The sequence below is a fragment of the uncultured Algibacter sp. genome, from assembly GCF_947495925.1.
Taxonomy (GTDB): Bacteria; Bacteroidota; Bacteroidia; order Flavobacteriales; family Flavobacteriaceae; genus Algibacter_E.
In genome coordinates this window covers 310,539-329,262 of record NZ_CANMAU010000003.1, presented here as the reverse complement: position 1 = coordinate 329,262, position 18,724 = coordinate 310,539, and the positions used below count along the sequence as shown (strand labels likewise).

The following is an 18,724-nucleotide window of genomic DNA, read 5'->3' as shown; positions in this document are numbered from 1 at the left end:
TTTTTTTTAATAAAAGTTTAAATTCTGATTTTTGGCTTCTTCGAAATCTTCCATAATATCTCGAACAATTTCCGAGACAGGTTTAATATCATGAATTAGTCCGGAAATTTGACCAATTTCTAGTTCTCCATTTTCTAAATCCCCCTCAAACATGCCTTTTTTAGCGCGTGCTCTTCCTAAAAGTATTTTTAATTCATCTATGGATGGTGATTTTCTATATAATTCCTGAACTTGATTATAAAACGTATTCTTAATTAATCTAACCGGGGCTAATTCTTTTAGCGTTAATTGAGTATCGCCTTCTTTTGCATCTACCACAATTTGCTTAAATGCTTGATGCGCAGAACTTTCTTCACTAGCAACAAAGCGACTTCCAATTTGCACTCCATCTGCACCTAAAATCATTGTTGCTAACATTGCTTTTCCAGTTGCAATACCTCCTGCGGCAATAAGGGGGATTTCAATCTTTTCTTTCACCATAGGTATAAGCGTCAATGTTGTAGTTTCATCTCTCCCATTATGACCACCTGCTTCAAAACCTTCTGCTACAATAGCATCTACACCTGCTTCTTGAGCTTTTAATGCAAATTTCACACTACTTACCACGTGTATAACAACTATTCCTCGTTCCTGTAACCAAGATGTCCATGTTTTAGGATTTCCTGCTGACGTAAAAACAATTTTCACATCTTCGTCAACAATAATATCCATAATTTCTTGAATATTTGGATACAACATAGGCACATTTACCCCAAAAGGTTTATCTGTAGCTTTTTTACATTTTTGAATATGTTCTCGTAATACTTCGGGATACATAGATCCAGCACCTATTAAACCCAAGATTCCTGAATTACTTGATGCCGCCGCCAATCGCCAACCACTATTCCAAACCATACCAGCTTGAATAATTGGATATTGAATATTAAATAATTGAGTAATTCTATTCATTATTTCTTAATCAGTTTAAAAGTTTTAACATCTCCATTTAAATGTATTTTAGCAACATAAATGCCTTGGTGAAGGTTACTTAAATTCATAGAAAATGGACTCTCAATTATAGAGTTGAAAATTAATTTCCCTAAAGTATCATATAATTGAAATGAAACATTTTTATAATTAGAAGATAGGTTGACAAATAATTCGGCGGTGATAGGATTAGGATATATTTTGATGTGCTCATTTCCAAAGTCACCAATAGATAAAGCATCTTCGAACGCCTGATACAAATTAGGGATGCCATAGCCCAATTTATAATCAGGCATTTCGTATTGTGAACCAGCCTTTCGAACAAGGTTCATAATTTCAATATTGGTTTTATTTGGTAAAGCTTGCATTAAACAAGCAATACCTCCAGCCATAATAGGACCGCTAAAAGAAGTCCCGCTATTCTGTACTATGTTATCATTAACATCAACTAAATAAGGCGCTTCTCCTCTTGCTACCACATCGGGTTTTTGAGAAGGCTGAACCGCACTTCCTATAGAACTGAAAGGAGCATAATCTCCATTTAAATTTACCGCACCTACAGACAATACATTTGGAGAATCAGCAGGAGCTCCTAAACCAGAGCTTCCAGAATTACCTATAGAAGTCACTAGAAGCAATCCTTTTTCAAACGCAATGTTTGCTCCTTTTGTTATAAATGTTGTGTTACCATTCATCTCTGAGGCATCATAACTGTAACGTGTATAATTAGGACTGTAATCTTTATAGCCTAGTGAGGTATTTAAAATGTCTACACCTAAACTATCAGCGCGTTCAGCTGCTTCAACCCAGTAACTTTCTTCAACAGGGTTCTCATCGTTATTATCTTCAGTTCTAAACAAATAATATGATGCATCTGGAGCAGTGCCCACATAACTATTTTCAATAAACCCGGCCATTGTACTTAAAACTTGTGTTCCGTGACTAATGCTAACTGGGGTCGGGTTATAATGATAAATAGCACTCGTCCTGTCCACAAAATCATAACCGCCTAGTAAATGTCCAGCATCTCTTAAACGCTGAAAAGCGCTCATAGTATTTACATTTGTAAAAGCTGCATCCAGTACTGCTATGGTAATTCCTTCGCCTGTATATCCATCAAAATGCAAATCATTTACATGAATCATTTCTAATTGATTCTGGGTATCACCAAATGTAAAATTTACTAAAGTATTTACGAATTCAAATTTATTATGTAGAATTTCAGGTTTCTTTTTTGAATGCTTTTTTAAATTTAGACTTTTATCAGCATAAACAATGCGTTCAATAAAATTTAAATCTGGATCTGAAACTAGATTATCTACATCGGTCTTTAATCCCCGAATATGGACGGCATTAAACCATTTAGATTTTGCCTTTACGCTTATGCCCGTAGCATTTTTAATTTGTTCTATATAGCCTTCATTTACCGGAACATCTCGAGCATCAATACTCACATCGTGTTTGGCTTTTCGATCAATTGCTTTTTGAGTAAGAATACTAATGGGATTATTAATGGAAGCGGCTACATTTTCTTTATCAGTAAAATACACCCAAGCATCTTCTTGGGGGAAAACATCAAAAAATATAATAAGACATATTAAGAAGCAACACCCCCTTTTCATTAACTTAGTTTTATGCTAAGTTATGAAATTACTCCAGAACCTATAAGTTCGTCATTAAGGTACCAAGCCACAAATTGACCTTCTGTTATTGCTGATTGCAAGTTCTCAAATTCGACATACAATCCGCTATCTACTTTATATAATGTAGCATGTTCTAAAGCTTGCCTGTAACGAATTCTTGCTTTCACTTTCATAGTTTCATCCAGCTCTAAGGCTAAGTCTTCACGAATCCAATGTAACTCTTCATTAGAAACAAAAAGTGCTTTTTTAAATAAACCAGGATGTGCTTTGCCCTGCCCCGTGTAAATAATATTCTCATTGACATCGGTATCAATTACAAATAAGGGTTCTACGGTTCCTCCTACAGCCAAACCTTTACGTTGTCCCTTAGTAAAATAATGAGCACCTTGATGTTTACCCACAACTTTTCCAAAATCCACCTTGTAATCTATTTTTCTGGATAAGTATTTTAATTTAGATTCTGTTGAACTAAAGTCTGTTTCAACTTCGGAATAAACCTCCTGTTCTTTAGGAACTTCAATTATTAAGCCTTCTTTTGGTTTTAATTGTTGTTGAAGGAAATCCGGTAGCTTTACCTTGCCAATAAAACATAAACCCTGAGAATCTTTTTTTTCTGCAGTTACCAAGCCTAGTTCCACGGCAATTTCTCTAACCTCAGGCTTTGTTAATTCACCAATAGGGAATAATGACTTAGCCAATTGCTCCTGTGAAAGCTGACATAAAAAATAAGATTGATCTTTATTACCGTCAACACCGGCTAATAATTGATAAATATCTTTACCTTCTTTTTTGATGGTTCCTTTTCTACAATAGTGTCCGGTAGCCACATAATCTGCTCCAAGCTCTAATGCTATTTTCATAAAAACATCAAATTTTATTTCTCTGTTGCAAAGCACATCTGGATTTGGAGTTCTACCTTTCTCATATTCATGAAACATATAATCAACAATACGTTCTTTATATTGTTCACTTAAGTCAACAGTTTGAAATGGAATACCTAGTTTCTCAGCAACCAACATGGCATCGTTACTATCATCTAACCATGGACACTCATCAGATATTGTAACAGAATCGTCATGCCAGTTTTTCATAAACAAGCCAATAACCTCATAACCTTGCTGTTGTAATAAGTAAGCAGCAACACTAGAATCTACGCCTCCTGAAAGTCCAATAACTACACGTTCCATCTTAAAAAATTAGTGCACAAAGATACATAATATTATAACATTTCTGTAGATCCTATCAAACCAAAACTATCGACGAACCACACTTTTGTTTAATTTTTTTTAATAAATGTGAAACAAAATTTTGTTTTTTGTTTAATTTTTGCATATTTTTGTTAAACAAAATGAAATATATCTTTAATTCAAACCACAAAAAAAGATTAAAACATGAAAAATTTAAATTATTTAAAACGATTAAGTCTAGTTATTCTAGCATTTGTAGCACTAACATCATGTAGCAATGATGACGACAACACAACTACACCTCCACCAGGTCCTAAAAACATTGTAGAACTTGCTTTGGAAACTCCTGAACTTACAGCATTAGTAGCTGCTTTACAAGCTGCAGATGGTGACCTTGTAAATGTTCTTCAGGGCGATGGTCCTTTCACTGTATTAGCTCCAACGAATGCGGCTTTTACAGCTTTCTTAAATGCAAACGGTTATGCCGGTCTTGATGAAGTTCCAACTGATGTTCTCGCTCAAGTATTACTAAATCACGTCATTATGGCGGATGTTAAAGCAGCAGATCTATTATCGGCTGGAGCAGGGTATGCTTCTGGAAGTTCAGAAAACAGCCAAGGAGACAATATAAGTATCTATTTTAATGCGCCTTCTGCGGATAATGTAAGATTTAACAATACAGGAAAAGTATCGACAGCAGATATTAGCGCTTCAAACGGAACAATTCATATCATTGATGCCGTTCTAGGCCTACCAGATATTGTTGATCATGCTATAAACAATTCTGCTGCCTTCTCTAGTTTAGTAGCAGCTTTAGGTGCTGCCGATGGTGGTTTAGTAAGTGTTTTACAAGGTGATGGACCATTTACGGTTCTAGCACCAGACAACAACGCCTTTGAAACATTTTTAGATGGAGCTTCATTAGGGAGTGTGGATACTGCTGTTTTATCGCAAATATTACTAAATCATGTTTTAGGTGCTAACATCAAAGCAGACGACTTAATAGCTTTAGAGGCAGGATACAATAATACATCTGCAACTGGTGCAGGAGACAACCCAATGAGTATCTACTTTAATGCAACGGATGGTGTTAAATTTAATGGTATCTCTAGTGTGACTCAGGCAGATGTTGTTGGAACTAATGGAGTGATACATGCCGTTGATGCCGTTATAGGAATTCCTACGGTAGTAACATTTGCTGCTGCTGATCCTAATTTCTCAACATTGGTAACGGCACTTACAGAATTGACTCCAGCAACCGATTTTTTTGAAATTTTATCTAGAACAGAAGTGGGTAGTCCAGTAGATGGAATCAATCCTGACTTTACAGTATTTGCCCCAACTAACGCCGCATTTGACAAATTAGAAGCCGTACCAGGTGAAACAGTATTAACACAAGTTTTACTGCATCATGTAATTAGCGAAGCCAATGTAACTTCAGGAATGCTAACCAATCCAGGAGATACTATGCCAACTATGTTAGATGGGCAAATGATTACCATCACTTTACCAGGAACGGATCCAAACATTGCAGACGTTACTGATGGAGCCGGAAACACCGGAATAGGAATAGTAGCTGTGGATGTTCAAGCGGGTAACGGTGTAATACATGTATTAGATACAGTAATGTTACCAGCATTACCATAACATATATAAAACTTTAGTTTGGTTTGTTGATTTGTAGGCAATCCCTTTAGCAATTCCCTCTAAACATTGTCTATGAAAAAGAGGCCCCCTAACTTATTAGGGGGTTTTCTTTTTATATTTAGGAATGTAAGTAAAGTCTTTTTCTTTTATGAGTTCTCCGTTTTCATAATATTTCCATACTCCATCTTTTTTATCTCTTTTGTACTGCCCTTCTGAAACTAGTTCTCCTTTAGGATTATAAAATTTAGCCGGACCGTGTAGTTCGCCATTAGTATACAGCATTTCTTTTAAAACAACATTTTTAACTGAATATGCCAAAACTGGTCCTTCTAGTTTCCCATTAATATAGTTTTGTTTTTCTGCTATTTGTCCATTTGGGTAATACACGAAGCGCTCACCAACAAGCTCACCATTAGTAGTATAATTTTCAATGGTCAGAAGTGTATCAGAATTCTTTTGGTAATATTTCCAAGTCCCTATGTATGTTTTACCATCCATTTTACCCTCACTAATAACACGCCCATTAGATGCTAAAAATTTTACATCAACAATATTATCATTCTCATTAAATAATTTAGTTGCACTTAAAACGGCCTTATCTCGTATGTTTTTATAAAACTTAAACAACCCAATTTCTTTACCATGATTAAATTGACCTGAATACCTAATAACATCCGTATCATCAAAATTCTTTTTCCAAACACCATGTCGTTTTCCATTGGCATCAAATTGATTCAGGTCTTGAGCAAAACAATAATTGCTAGAAATAATTATGAATAAAAAACTAAATAGAGTCTTCATTGCTATATTCTTTTAGGTCGTTTTATTTGAAAATTAAAAATAGTAAACACTTAAATTCTGAACATATAATAACAAAAAAGCTGCCAAAATTATTGTCTTGACAGCTTTTTATATGTTTTCGGTATATTTTATTTACGTTTTTTTTGAGCTTGTTTTTGCTGTTCCGCCTGCTCCATCATTTCAGCCATCTTCTTTTGAAACTTACTCTGTTTTTTAGGCTTCTTTTTCTTCTCCTGCATCTCAGCATGAATTTTATCTTCATCAAGAATATAATTCTTAATTACTAATATAATTCCAATACTAATAACGTTAGAAATGAAATAATACAAACTCAAACCAGAGGCATAATTATTAAAGAAAAACAACATCATAATTGGAGAGAAGTACATCATATACTTCATCATTTTTCCCATATCTGGCATCCCCTCCTGCTGTGGTTGCGATTGTATATTTTGCCCTGTCGTTAAACGCATATAAAAGAAAATAGCGATAGAAGCAAGAATTGGAAACAAACTTACATGATTACCGTAAAATGGAATATTGAAGGGTAAATTTGCAATAGTATCATACGAAGACAAATCATCTACCCAAAGAAATGATTTTTGCCTTAAATCAAAAGCTGAAGGAAAAAATTGAAACAAGGCATAAAATACAGGTAACTGCACCAATGCCGGTAAACATCCTGCCATAGGGCTTGCTCCCGCTTTAGTTTGCAACGCCATAGTTTCTTGCTGCGCCTTCATTTTATTGTTCTTATGCTTCTCACGAATAGCATCTAATTCAGGCTTTAGTATTTTCATTTTAGCCTGAGATAAGAACTGCTTATACTGTACAAACGACAATAATATTTTTACTAAAATAGTCATCACTACAATAGCAATACCATAAGGCATAAAACCACCTAAAAAGCTAAATAGCGGCATAAAAATATAGCGGTTAATCCATCCGAATAAACCCCAACCAAATGGCACTAACTCATCTAGGTTTCTTCCATATGCATCTAAAACCTTGAAATCACTAGGGCCGTAATACCAATCCATCGATTCGCTAATCTCACCTGCTTGTAATTCTAATGGAATTTTTGCAGCAAACGATTTTGTATAAACCGTATCAATGGTTTCATCTTCAACTAAATTTTTCGCAGTAATGTTAGCTTTCTTAAAATTTCTATCAGTCAATAAAACCGAAGAAAAGAAATGCTGCTTATACCCTATCCATGAAACATCTTCTATCTCTTCATCTGAATCTCTAGCACCCGTGTAATCATCTTTTCCTCCTTCATATTCATAATGAATATCGGTATATCTGTTTTCATAAGAAATACTCTTGGCATGACGGTAACCTTTTAGTTTCCAGTCTAAATTAATAGCTTGGGAGCTATTAATAACATTGTTTAATCCTTGAGAACGCACATTGAAATTAATCATGTAATCGCCTTCTTTAATCTCATAACGGTATTCCAAAAACTGAGACTCTGAAACCTTAAGTTTCATAGACACTATGGTCAAATCACCATTCTTCGAAACCGAAGGTATAAACGGTAAATCTTTAGTATTTAATATTCTACTATCGGTAGTTCCAAAATTGATATTAAAAGAAGCATTATTATCTTTAACTAAGTAAATAGGAATAGAATCATAATCAACAAACTCCTTCAATCTTACTTCAGAAAGATAACCTCCCTTAGCACTAAATGTTAAGGCCAATACATCACTTTCAACAACAGTTTCTTCAGTAGTGGCATTAATTGCTGAATAAGCAAAAGCACCTAGTTTATTTTTAAGTTGAATTTGTTGTAAAGAATCTACACCAGAACCAATGCCATAATCTGCAGCAGCAGTTTCCATAGTCTGATTTTGTGTATTTGCCTTTTTCTCTGCTTCAACCTGCTCTTGTTTTGCTTTTTCTTGAGCTTCTAATTCTTCAGGCGTTGGTTGATTTTGCCAAAGCATATAAGCTAATATTCCAAAAATAAGAACAAACCCTATTATCGAATTAATGTCTAACTTCTTTTCTTCCATGTATTCTATCTCTATTAAAAAGACTCCTGCATAAGCAGGAATGTCAATAACTTATCAATAAGCTATCCAAAATTAGTTTTGTGCCATAGTGGCACTCTTCTTACTTCTACTATAATTTAATGCTGCTTTTACAAATGCTACAAATAATGGGTGCGGATTAGCAACTGTACTTTTATATTCAGGGTGATATTGTACGCCAACAAACCACGGATGCTCTGGTATTTCAACAATTTCTACCAAGCCAGTATCTGGGTTTAACCCTGTTGCCATCATACCTGAAGCTTCAATTTGTTCTTTATACTGCCCATTAAACTCATAACGATGCCTATGTCGCTCTGTAATACTTTCTGCTTTGTAAATATCACGTACGGCACTCCCTAATTTTAGATCACATGCCCAAGCACCTAAACGCATAGTCCCACCTTTATCGGTAATTGTTTTTTGATCTTCCATCAAACCAATAACAGGGTTTGCCGTTTCTGCATTCATTTCGGTAGATGCAGCATCGGAAATACCAAGTACATTTCTAGCAAACTCAATAACTGCCATTTGCATACCTAAACAAATTCCTAAAAATGGAATATTATTTTCACGCACATATCTTACTGCATCAATTTTCCCATCAATACCACGTTCTCCAAATCCAGGGGCCACCAACACACCATCTAAATGCGCTAACTTAAGTTCTACATTATCTTCATTTATATATTCAGAGTGAATTGACTCCACCTTTACTTTCACCTCATTTTCGGCACCTGCATGAATAAATGCCTCTAAAATAGATTTATAAGAATCTTGTAACTCTACATACTTGCCAATTAAACCAATGGTTATTTCTGATTTAGGGTTTTTATGTCGGTGTACAAATTGATTCCATCTTTCAATATCTGGAGAAGAGCTCTTAAGATTCAACTTATCAAGCACTACTCTATCTAAACCTTCATCAAGCATTAAATTTGGAACATCATATATAGTCGATGCGTCGATAGATTGAATTACCGCATCTTCCTTTACATTACAGAACAATGCTAATTTTCGGCGTAATTCTTTTGGTAAGTTATGTTCGGTTCTACAAACTAATATATCTGCCTGCACACCACTTTCCATTAATGTTTTTACACTGTGTTGCGTTGGCTTCGTTTTTAATTCACCAGCTGCTGATAAAAATGGTACCAAAGTTAAATGAATAACAATTCCATTATTTTCTCCTAAATCCCAACGTAATTGACGTACAGCTTCTATATATGGTAATGACTCAATATCACCTACAGTTCCACCAATCTCGGTAATTACTATATCATAATCCCCAGATTTACCAAGCATTTGAACACGCTCCTTAATCTCATCTGTGATATGAGGAACAACCTGAACCGTTTTGCCTAAAAACTCCCCACGGCGTTCTTTTTGAATAACACTTTGATAAATTCTACCTGTGGTTACATTATTTGCCTGACTTGTTGGTCTGTTTAAAAAACGCTCGTAGTGTCCTAAATCTAAATCTGTTTCAGCACCATCTTCGGTAACATAACATTCGCCATGTTCATAAGGATTTAATGTTCCCGGATCAACATTTATATAAGGATCTAATTTTTGAATGGTAACTCTGTAACCTTGGGCTTGTAATAATTTAGCAAGAGATGCTGCAATAATGCCTTTTCCAAGTGAAGATGTAACTCCACCGGTTACAAATATGTATTTTGCTGTAGTTGTCATGTTGCGCTTTTAAACGCAGGCAAATTTACAAAATTAAAACAGTTATTCAGGAATTGTTTTTTAGTTATTTAAAAGTGATTTGTTAACAATGATTTTAGGTGCGTTTTTAGATTGTATAAAGGTTCGTATAGCTTGATTTTGTATATTTTTCGGTTACGTTTATTTAAAACTAGACACCACATATTAAAATGATTTCATATCTCACTGCTATAAGTAATTATTTTTTATAACCTAAACTGTTAAACAAAACCATAAAAATCACTTTTCCTTATTAAAAACATAAGTGTATAACCACATTAAGGTAAATGTTGGTATAATATCTAAGCCAGGCACAGCTTCTTCAACAAAAGCCACGATACCTGCAATTTTACCAGGTTTCCCCTTATATAATTTAGTCATAAGCCAACCAGCTATTGGTGCCCAAACAACATCTGCAAATTCACCAATGCCAGGTATGAAATAGGAAATACAGCCAATGGCGTCAAGCACTATTCCTATTAAAAGTTTTTTGTATTTATTCATTAAGTATTTATTGATGCTATATGATAAACAATAAACATACCAAAATATGTTATAATGCTACTTCCCTATTAACTTTAAAAACTCATTTCGAGTTTCTATTTTTTCAAACTGCCCTCTAAATCCAGAAGTTGTAGTAACAGAGTTTTGTTTTTGTACACCACGCATCATCATACACATATGAGAAGCTTCAATAACTACGGCAACGCCTTGAGGTTTCAACGTATCATTAATACAATCTAACACCTGCTCTGTTAAGCGTTCTTGCACTTGTAATCGCCTTGCAAATACATCAACAATTCTTGGAAGTTTACTTAAACCCACAATATGACCATTTGGAATGTAAGCAATATGCGCCTTGCCAAAAAACGGCAATATATGATGTTCGCAAAGCGAATAAAGTTCAATATCTTTTACAATAACCATTTCATTATAAGACTCCTTAAACATAGCGCCTTTTAATATTTCAACAGGATCTTGATCATAACCTTGGGTTAAAAATTGCATAGCTTTTGCAGCACGTTCGGGTGTTTTTAAAAGTCCTTCTCGGGTCGTATTTTCTCCTAAATCTTCAATAATACTTTTATACCTGTCCTTTACATCATCGGTTACCTGCATGTTATATTCTTCAAAGCTTTTATATGGCATAATATTTTATTTTCGAGATATTAAATATAGAATAAAGTTACTTAAAATAAACCTTAAGCTTAAAATTAAGTAACCTCTATAATTTTTAACTTTTTTTTGGGAGTATTAAAAATACTCAAATTTAAATTTGTTTAGTATTTGTCTTTAAAGCTGGATAACTACATTTTCATCTATCAAATCAAAACTATGAAGCATCTAATAATATTCATATTATTATGCACATCTCTACATTTGTATTCCCAAGACAAAAAAGTTTACCAAATAACTAGAACAAAAGTTCCGCCTACTATTGACGGTGTATTGGATGAAAAAATTTGGGACACCCTACAAGTTGCTTCAAACTTTATTCAATTTAGACCAGATATCGGTCATACGCCAAGCAAAGAGAAACGAAGCGAAGTTAAATTGACTTATGATGATGATGCCATTTATATTTCGGCCTATCTGTATGACAACCCAGAGGATATGATGCGGCAATTCACCAAACGTGATAATTTTGGACAATCTGATTTTTTTGGTATTATTTTTAATCCTAATAATGATGCCCAAAATAATACGGAGTTTTTTATTTTTAGTTCGGGTACACAGGCCGATGCTATTGACAGCCCCGGAGTAGGAGAAGATTTTGATTGGAATGCTGTATGGGATAGCGCCGTAAAAATCCAGAAAGACGGTTGGACATTGGAAGTGAAAATTCCCTACAGAACGTTACGCTTCACGCAACAGGAAAACCCTACTTGGGGAATTCAATTTCACAGGCATTACAGGAAGACACGAAAACAATATACATGGAATGCCATTGATGTTACTAAAGGAAATTTTGGTCTTTATCATGGACAACTAAAAGGTTTAAAAAACATAAAACCACCTACACGACTAAGCTTTTATCCCTATGCATCAGGATTGGTAAGTAACTTTGAAGGAAAAACAGAAACTGATTTCGCCGCAGGCTTAGATTTAAAATATGGTATTACCGAAAATTTCACATTAGATGCCACCTTAATACCCGATTTTAGTCAAGTTGGTTTTGATAATGTTAGATTAAATTTAGGTCCCTTTGAGCAACGTTTTACAGAGCAGCGTCAATTTTTTACTGAAGGTATAGACCTTTTTAATAAGGGGAATTTGTTTTATTCCAGACGTGTAGGAGGAAGTCCTTACTATACTCCAGAACTCGAAGACAATGAAGAGTTTGTTGATTATCCTGAAAAAGTACAATTAATTAATGCTATTAAAGTTTCTGGACGAACTAGAAAAGGCCTAGGAGTTGGTTTTTTTAATGCCATAACAAAAGAAACTTATACCACGATTGAAACTTCTGAAATTAAAAATGAAGGTACCTCTGAAGAAGAAACTGTAAAAACGAGAAGAACTGAACTTGTTGAACCCTTAACTAATTATAATATAATGGTTCTAGATCAGCAATTCAATAAAAACTCTTCGGTCACATTAATAAATACCAACGTTACCAGAGATGGCGACTTTAAAGACTCAAACGTCACCGGCTTTTTGTTTGACATAAATAATAAGAAAAACATTTACGGCACCAATGGAGAAATAAAAATGAGTAGCTTTAACGATATTGAAGATAAACCTAATGGGTATAGTGCTAAATTAGAAATAGGCAAAAACAGTGGGAATTTTCAATATAGTGCAGATTACAGGTATGCTGATGAAAATTTTGATATTAACGACATGGGCATTCAATTTAGGAACAACTTTAGTAATTTTGGAGCTGACTTTAGCTATAGAATTTTCGAGCCTACAAAAAAGCTAAATAATTTTAGAATAAATAGCTGGTTTAATTATAGACAACTTGCTAACCCCAGCACATTCACAGATGCCAACACGGGTTTCAGAATTCGTGCTACAAATAAAAAATTACTTTCGTACGGCTTTAACGTTTTTTGGAATATTAATAAACGTTATGACTATTTTGAACCTAGAGACGACTTTAATAGTTTTTTTGTAACTAAGAACTATACAGAATCTAACGTTTGGTTATCCTCAGATTTCAACAGGTTTTTCGCCGTTGATGCTAATTTTGGTTATGGCTTATTCTTCGATAAAGAACGAGAGAATTTCAACAATTGGTGGTTTGGTTTTAGCCCTCGTTTTAAATTTAATGATAAATTCTTATTAATATTTAGACTTCAATATGACGATTATACGGCAGATCGAGGCTATATTAACGGGCAAGATGTTGAAGACAGTATTATTTTTGGTCAACGCGATAGAACTATTACAGAATTAAGTATATCGGGCAGCTATACATTCGATCCTTTTAACTCACTAAACTTAACATTTAGAAACTATTTAAGTCGGGTGACTTATGATAACCAAGTTTACGACTTACAAAATGATGGCTCACTAAAAACATCAGATACACATACAAAATATACGATTGGTAGTGATTCAGATTTTAATCCTGACATTAATTTCAATACCTGGAACTTAGATTTGAGTTACACTTGGCAATTTGCTCCAGGAAGTTTTTTAACGGCTTTATATAGAAATCAAATTTTTAACGAATCAGATGACGCTATGGCCACGTATAAAGAAAGCCTTGATGAGTTATTTCAGCAGGACAATAGAAACACCTTCTCTTTGCGACTTGTTTATTTCATAGACTATAATGATATAAAAAAGACATTAAGAAACAAGTCAAAAGGATAATTGTACATGAGCACATAAAGTATTAAATTCACAGCTCAATTTTGAAAGATGATTCTAGCAAAAAACATACATAAATACTACGGTGATTTACAGGTTTTAAAAGGTGTTGATCTTCACATAAAAAAAGGAGAAGTAGTATCTATAGTTGGGGCTTCTGGAGCTGGAAAAACAACCTTGCTACAAATATTAGGAACCTTAGACAGCGCTTCATCCCATGTAGATTTTGAATTGAGTATTAATAACACTAATGTTAGTGGGTTAAAGGATAAGGCTTTAGCCAAGTTTAGAAACGAACATATTGGTTTTATTTTTCAGTTTCATCAATTATTACCTGAATTTACGGCCATCGAAAATGTATGTTTGCCTGCATTTATTAAGGGTACAAAAAAAAGTGATGCTGAAAAACGCGCTAAAGAACTATTAGACTTCCTAGGTTTGTCTAACAGATATGATCATAAGCCTAACGAACTTTCGGGAGGTGAACAACAACGTGTAGCTGTAGCCAGAGCTCTTATAAATAACCCCGATTTGATTTTTGCAGACGAACCCTCTGGAAATTTAGATAGTGAATCAGCTAAAAATTTACATGACTTATTCTTTAAACTACGTAATGAATTTGGTCAAACTTTTGTAATTGTTACGCATAATGCGGATTTAGCTAATATGGCAGATCGCAAACTGACCATGACTGATGGAAAAATAATTAATCCAAAGAGCTGACTTTCGTTTTCCTTAAAAGGAAAAACAACCCAAAAACAGGACCGATTGCCAAAAATAAGAACAGGTATTTTTCATTGACAAACACCATAAGATTGTTCAATATCTGAATACTAAATATGGTAATTGTAAAACCAATACAATTAACTATGGTGAGTGCAGTACCCTTAAAATTTTCGTTTGCACTTTGAGCTACCAAAGTGGAAAATAATGGTGAATCGGCAATAACCACCATGCCCCAAAAAATCAAAAATAAAATTAAAATCAATTCTGAATGTATCTGAAAAATTATTGGAGATAACAAACAGCACGTACACGATAAAAAAAGCGAGGCCGTTGCAATACCTTTTGAATGAAATTTTTGCGACAAATACCCAGATATTACACAAGCAACACCCCCAAAAGCAATAATAACAAAACTAAGCAAAGGAATATTATATTTTATGTCAGGATGTATCTTGGTATAAGCAGACAATAATACAGGGATAAATGCCCAAAACGCATATAACTCCCACATATGCCCGAAGTACCCAAAAGCTGCAGATCTGAATTTACTATCCCTAAAGACCTTATAACTTACCGAAATATCAAAACGTTTTAGAGATTTCCTATATGGTCCGTTAGGTACAAATAATCGTATTAATACACCTCCTATTATAGCCAATAAAGAGGTTGTTAGTATCATACCTTTCCAAGAAATTATATCATTAAAACTTCCTTTTAATAAATGAGGAAAGGCTGTTCCTAATGCCAAAGCTCCTACCAAAAGCCCTAAAGATTTCCCTAAACCAGCCTTATAATAGTCAGATGCAATCTTCATACCCACAGGATAAATTCCAGCCAAAAAAAAACCAGTCAAAAATCTAAATAAAATTAAATTACTCAAATTTTGACCATCAAAAACGATTAGTATGTTAAATATTGATGCGATTATGGCACTATAAAAAAATACTTTTGAAGGTGAAAATCGATCTGTGATTGTTAAAATTGCAAATAATAATGTTCCAAAAATAAAACCTAATTGCACTGCTGAAGTCAGATGTCCCAAAGCTGAAAAATCCAATTTAAAACTGATAATCAAATCTTCAATTACTGCATTTCCAGCAAACCACAAAGAGGTACAGCAAAACTGTGAAATAATAATTAAAGGTAAAACTAACTTTTTATGACCCATTCAAAACTTGTGGTGCTTTAGTCTGACTTTTTCTATATACTCCGTCGAAATTAAATTAAAAACCTAAATAAAAAACGCCCCAAAAATAAAATTTGAGGCATTTTTTTATTTAATCTTGAATTTACCTTAATTCAATTATAAAAACACACGTTATAATTTGGGTTCCCAGCCTTTCTCATAACTACGTTTCCAAAACATATCGGCTCCCTTATTGTTTAGTACTCTACCTGTTTTTGAGTCTATATTTAAACTCTCTTCGAGATCTTGCGCTATATTTCCTAAATGACACAATTGCGTTGATATTGCTGCATCAGCAATAGGTGAATTCAATTTTTCACCTGTCAATATCGCATTTATAAAATTTTGCATATGACTTACCGTTAATCCATCAAAACCAACGGTATCAGAAGTTTTGTTCGCTTTTGAATCTTTCTTTTCATTTTCAAATTGTTCTTTAACAACCTTTCCATTTATATCAAAAAGTACATACTTAGACCTATCTAAAAGAATGCTACCTGTTGTTCCATAAATAACAGCTCCTCGACCTCCAACAGATTTAAATGCGTTACAACTTCTACCATCCCATGTTAAAAGTTTCCCGCCTTCAAATTCATAATTTACCATTTGAGTATCAAACCATTCCCAATCATCATTTTTATAATGTAACCTCCCTCCAGCCGAAACCACTCGTTTAGGATATTTAACTCCTAAAGCCCAACGACAAATATCTATTTCATGTGTACCATTATTATGTATTTCACCAGTTCCCCACGTTCTAAACCAATGCCAGTTATAAGGGTGTACATTATCGCGATAAGCTTCCCTTGGTGCTGGACCTTGCCACAAATCCCAATCCAAAGTTTCTGGGACAGGAATTTTCTTCCCAGTACCAATAGACTTTCTAGCATTAGCATAAACAGCTTTACCAGCATAAACATCTCCAATAATGCCTGATTTAATATCACTTATAGCCAGAGCAGATGTTCGTGACGAACGCTGTTGGTTACCCATTTGACAAACCTTCCCGTACTTTTTCTGTACCTGAACTAAAAGTTCATTCTCATGTGGATTATGACTACATGGCTTTTCTACATATACATGCTTTCCAGCTTGCATTCCCATTATTGACATGGGAGCATGCCAATGCTCAGGTGTTGCAACAACAATAGCATCAATAGTCCTATCTTCCAATAATTTTCTAAAATCGTTTTCTATTACTGGGCTTTGTCTTATTTCCTTTTCGCAAAATTGTTTGAATCCAATTAAACGTGTCGCATCTACATCACAAATAGCGGCAACTTTCCCTTGTTTGGATTCTGCAATGGCCTTAGCTAACCCATGTGCTCTACCTCCACAACCTAAAATTGCAAAATTCACTTTATCATTTGCCTCTATAATACTTGCGTAGGAAACGGCACTTGATAAAGTGATTCCTGCAACCCCTAAGGCAGAATTCTTTAGAAATGTTCTTCGTGTCGACATTATATTTTCGATTTAGTTTATAGATTAGTTTAATTCTTTAATTTTTATATTCTTAAAATGAACTTCATCACCGTGGTCTTGCAAAAGAATCAGGCCTTCTTTTGCTTCTCCAAAGTTTGGCCAATCCTTATATTTACTATATTTCACCAAAGAACGCCACTGTTGGTTTCCTCTAGTATACTCAACCATTTTACATCCATTTAAAAAATGCTGTACTTTTGCTCCATTAACAACAATTCGCGCTCTATTCCAGTCATTAACGTTAACATACTTTTTTGTATATAACGACGGAATATATTCCTGAGCATCTCCCCTTATTAGATCATATAAAGAGGATAAGGTACGATTGCCATCTACACCTTTTTTAGCATCTGGGTGCTTTTTATCGTCCAAAATTTGAAACTCGCAACCTATAGCCGATCCTTTGCCTTTATTCAAACTTGTATCTACAAAATATTTAATTCCACTATTTGCACCTTCAGTAAATTTGAAATCCAATTCAAGAATAAAATTTTCATACGGTTTAGTTGTGACAATATCTCCTCCATGTTCAGATTCTGCTCCACCTGAGGCGTGAACAGTCAAAACACCATCTGTTATAGTCCAGCCTTTACTTGGGAATTTATCCATTTTTGCACCTCGCCATCCATCGGGTGTTTCTCCGTCCCAGAGCATTTTCCAGCCATTAAGCTTCTCGTATTCAGTAAGTTCATTTCTCAAAAAACTTATTACTGGTACAGTTGTTTCAAAAGTATAATTTGCCGATATTTCGGTCAATAAAATATTTCGCCATTTTATAGTTTTTCCGGCTTTATTTCTATCATTACCAATACCATGAACCTGCAAGCCTATAAAACCTGTTTCTACATTTTCTTCATACAAATTGGCACAATTAACACCGTTAACCCATGTTGCTATCCGATTGCCAGAAGCTATTACCTTTATTTTATTCCATTTACCCTTCTTATATGCCTTTTTTACTTCTGGATTATACTCCAAAGGATAACGCCACCCCTTTCTAGCTTCATCAAAGATCCCTCCAAACCAATTCCTAGGAGAATCATCAGCCTCCACTTGCAAACCATGTACTCTTCCGTTTTTATACTCCTTCGTGCTATGACTTCTTATTTGAACACCAGAATTTAGTCCACTTCCCAGGAGCATTTCATATTCTAAAATAAAATTTGTGTATTCCTTTTTCGTCACCAAAAAGGTATTAGGCGTTCCTGTTTTCGACGTACCTACAATTTCATTATCAACAGCGTTATACTCAGCCGTTCCATTTAAGACTTTCCATCCTTTTAAATTTTTACCATTAAAAAGCTGAGTTGATTTTCCTTGAGCATTTATCGTAAGTGTTATTACCATGAATGCAAGCACACTAAAAATGTTTCTTTTCATTCTAATTAGTTCTTTTAAAATTTAGCTTTTAATTACATCTCTTGAACTAGTATCCAGCGGTACATCAAGAAATCCTATGGTTTCAAATTTAATGAAGTAGATATTAAAATTTAGCTTTTAACGCCCTTT

General features: G+C 34.3%; 14 protein-coding genes. 3 read left to right on the top strand and 11 right to left on the bottom strand.

The window, feature by feature from the left end; translation table 11 throughout:
• Positions 1–6: 6 nt before the first annotated feature.
• The 3 genes from Q0857_RS07755 to mnmA are packed head-to-tail and all read right to left on the bottom strand — an operon-like array spanning position 7 to position 3,796.
• Positions 7–948 carry a nitronate monooxygenase gene (locus Q0857_RS07755; RefSeq protein WP_298533548.1) on the bottom strand — a complete coding sequence of 314 codons (942 nt, stop codon included), beginning with the start codon at positions 946–948 and terminating at the stop codon, positions 7–9.
• Complete coding sequence (locus Q0857_RS07750; protein WP_298533547.1) at positions 948–2,588, bottom strand: S8 family serine peptidase; 1,641 nt, start codon at positions 2,586–2,588, stop codon at positions 948–950. Before Q0857_RS07750 ends, Q0857_RS07755 begins: the two co-directional genes overlap by 1 nt.
• Positions 2,589–2,608: 20 nt before the next feature.
• Complete coding sequence (mnmA, locus tag Q0857_RS07745) at positions 2,609–3,796, bottom strand: tRNA 2-thiouridine(34) synthase MnmA (protein WP_298533546.1); 1,188 nt, start codon at positions 3,794–3,796, stop codon at positions 2,609–2,611.
• A gap of 204 nt (positions 3,797–4,000) precedes the next feature.
• Between mnmA and Q0857_RS07740 the strand changes: the two genes are divergently transcribed.
• The gene (locus Q0857_RS07740; protein WP_298533545.1) at positions 4,001–5,443 is read left to right on the top strand and encodes a fasciclin domain-containing protein; all 1,443 of its coding nucleotides are present in this window, start codon (positions 4,001–4,003) and stop codon (positions 5,441–5,443) included.
• Between the two features lie 96 nt (positions 5,444–5,539).
• On the opposite strand, the gene Q0857_RS07735 is transcribed toward Q0857_RS07740, so the two are convergent.
• The 5 genes from Q0857_RS07735 to folE all read right to left on the bottom strand — a co-directional run bounded on the left by Q0857_RS07735 (position 5,540) and on the right by folE (position 11,145).
• On the bottom strand, positions 5,540–6,244 hold the full coding sequence (locus Q0857_RS07735) for a toxin-antitoxin system YwqK family antitoxin (protein ID WP_298533543.1): 705 nt from the start codon (positions 6,242–6,244) through the stop codon (positions 5,540–5,542).
• A 128-nt stretch (positions 6,245–6,372) separates the two neighbouring features.
• Positions 6,373–8,265 (bottom strand): membrane protein insertase YidC, encoded by a 1,893-nt coding sequence (gene yidC, locus Q0857_RS07730; RefSeq protein ID WP_298533541.1) that lies wholly within the window; start codon positions 8,263–8,265, stop codon positions 6,373–6,375.
• Positions 8,266–8,337: 72 nt separating this feature from the next.
• Positions 8,338–9,978, bottom strand: a complete 1,641-nt coding sequence (locus Q0857_RS07725) for a CTP synthase (RefSeq protein ID WP_298533540.1) — start codon at positions 9,976–9,978, stop codon at positions 8,338–8,340.
• 258 nt (positions 9,979–10,236) lie between these two features.
• Complete coding sequence (locus tag Q0857_RS07720; RefSeq protein ID WP_298533539.1) at positions 10,237–10,500, bottom strand: hypothetical protein; 264 nt, start codon at positions 10,498–10,500, stop codon at positions 10,237–10,239.
• Between the two features lie 57 nt (positions 10,501–10,557).
• Entirely contained in the window at positions 10,558–11,145 is a 588-nt protein-coding gene (gene folE / locus Q0857_RS07715; RefSeq protein ID WP_298533537.1) for a GTP cyclohydrolase I FolE, read from the bottom strand.
• A 186-nt stretch (positions 11,146–11,331) separates the two neighbouring features.
• Here folE and Q0857_RS07710 point away from each other — a divergent pair, with 186 nt between their 5' ends.
• Positions 11,332–13,821 carry a DUF5916 domain-containing protein gene (locus tag Q0857_RS07710; RefSeq protein WP_298533535.1) on the top strand — a complete coding sequence of 830 codons (2,490 nt, stop codon included), beginning with the start codon at positions 11,332–11,334 and terminating at the stop codon, positions 13,819–13,821.
• 48 nt (positions 13,822–13,869) lie between these two features.
• A complete protein-coding gene (locus Q0857_RS07705; protein ID WP_298533534.1) occupies positions 13,870–14,541 on the top strand; it encodes an ABC transporter ATP-binding protein in 672 nt (223 codons plus the stop codon).
• Here Q0857_RS07705 and Q0857_RS07700 read toward each other — a convergent pair.
• The 3 genes from Q0857_RS07700 to Q0857_RS07690 form a co-directional block, all read right to left on the bottom strand.
• Positions 14,525–15,712, bottom strand: a complete 1,188-nt coding sequence (locus Q0857_RS07700) for an MFS transporter (protein ID WP_298533532.1) — start codon at positions 15,710–15,712, stop codon at positions 14,525–14,527. The two genes, Q0857_RS07705 and Q0857_RS07700, sit on opposite strands and share 17 nt — an antisense overlap.
• A gap of 150 nt (positions 15,713–15,862) precedes the next feature.
• Positions 15,863–17,194 carry a Gfo/Idh/MocA family oxidoreductase gene (locus Q0857_RS07695; RefSeq protein ID WP_298533530.1) on the bottom strand — a complete coding sequence of 444 codons (1,332 nt, stop codon included), beginning with the start codon at positions 17,192–17,194 and terminating at the stop codon, positions 15,863–15,865.
• Between the two features lie 24 nt (positions 17,195–17,218).
• On the bottom strand, positions 17,219–18,595 hold the full coding sequence (locus tag Q0857_RS07690; protein WP_298533528.1) for a DUF1080 domain-containing protein: 1,377 nt from the start codon (positions 18,593–18,595) through the stop codon (positions 17,219–17,221).
• Positions 18,596–18,724: the final 129 nt, after the last annotated feature.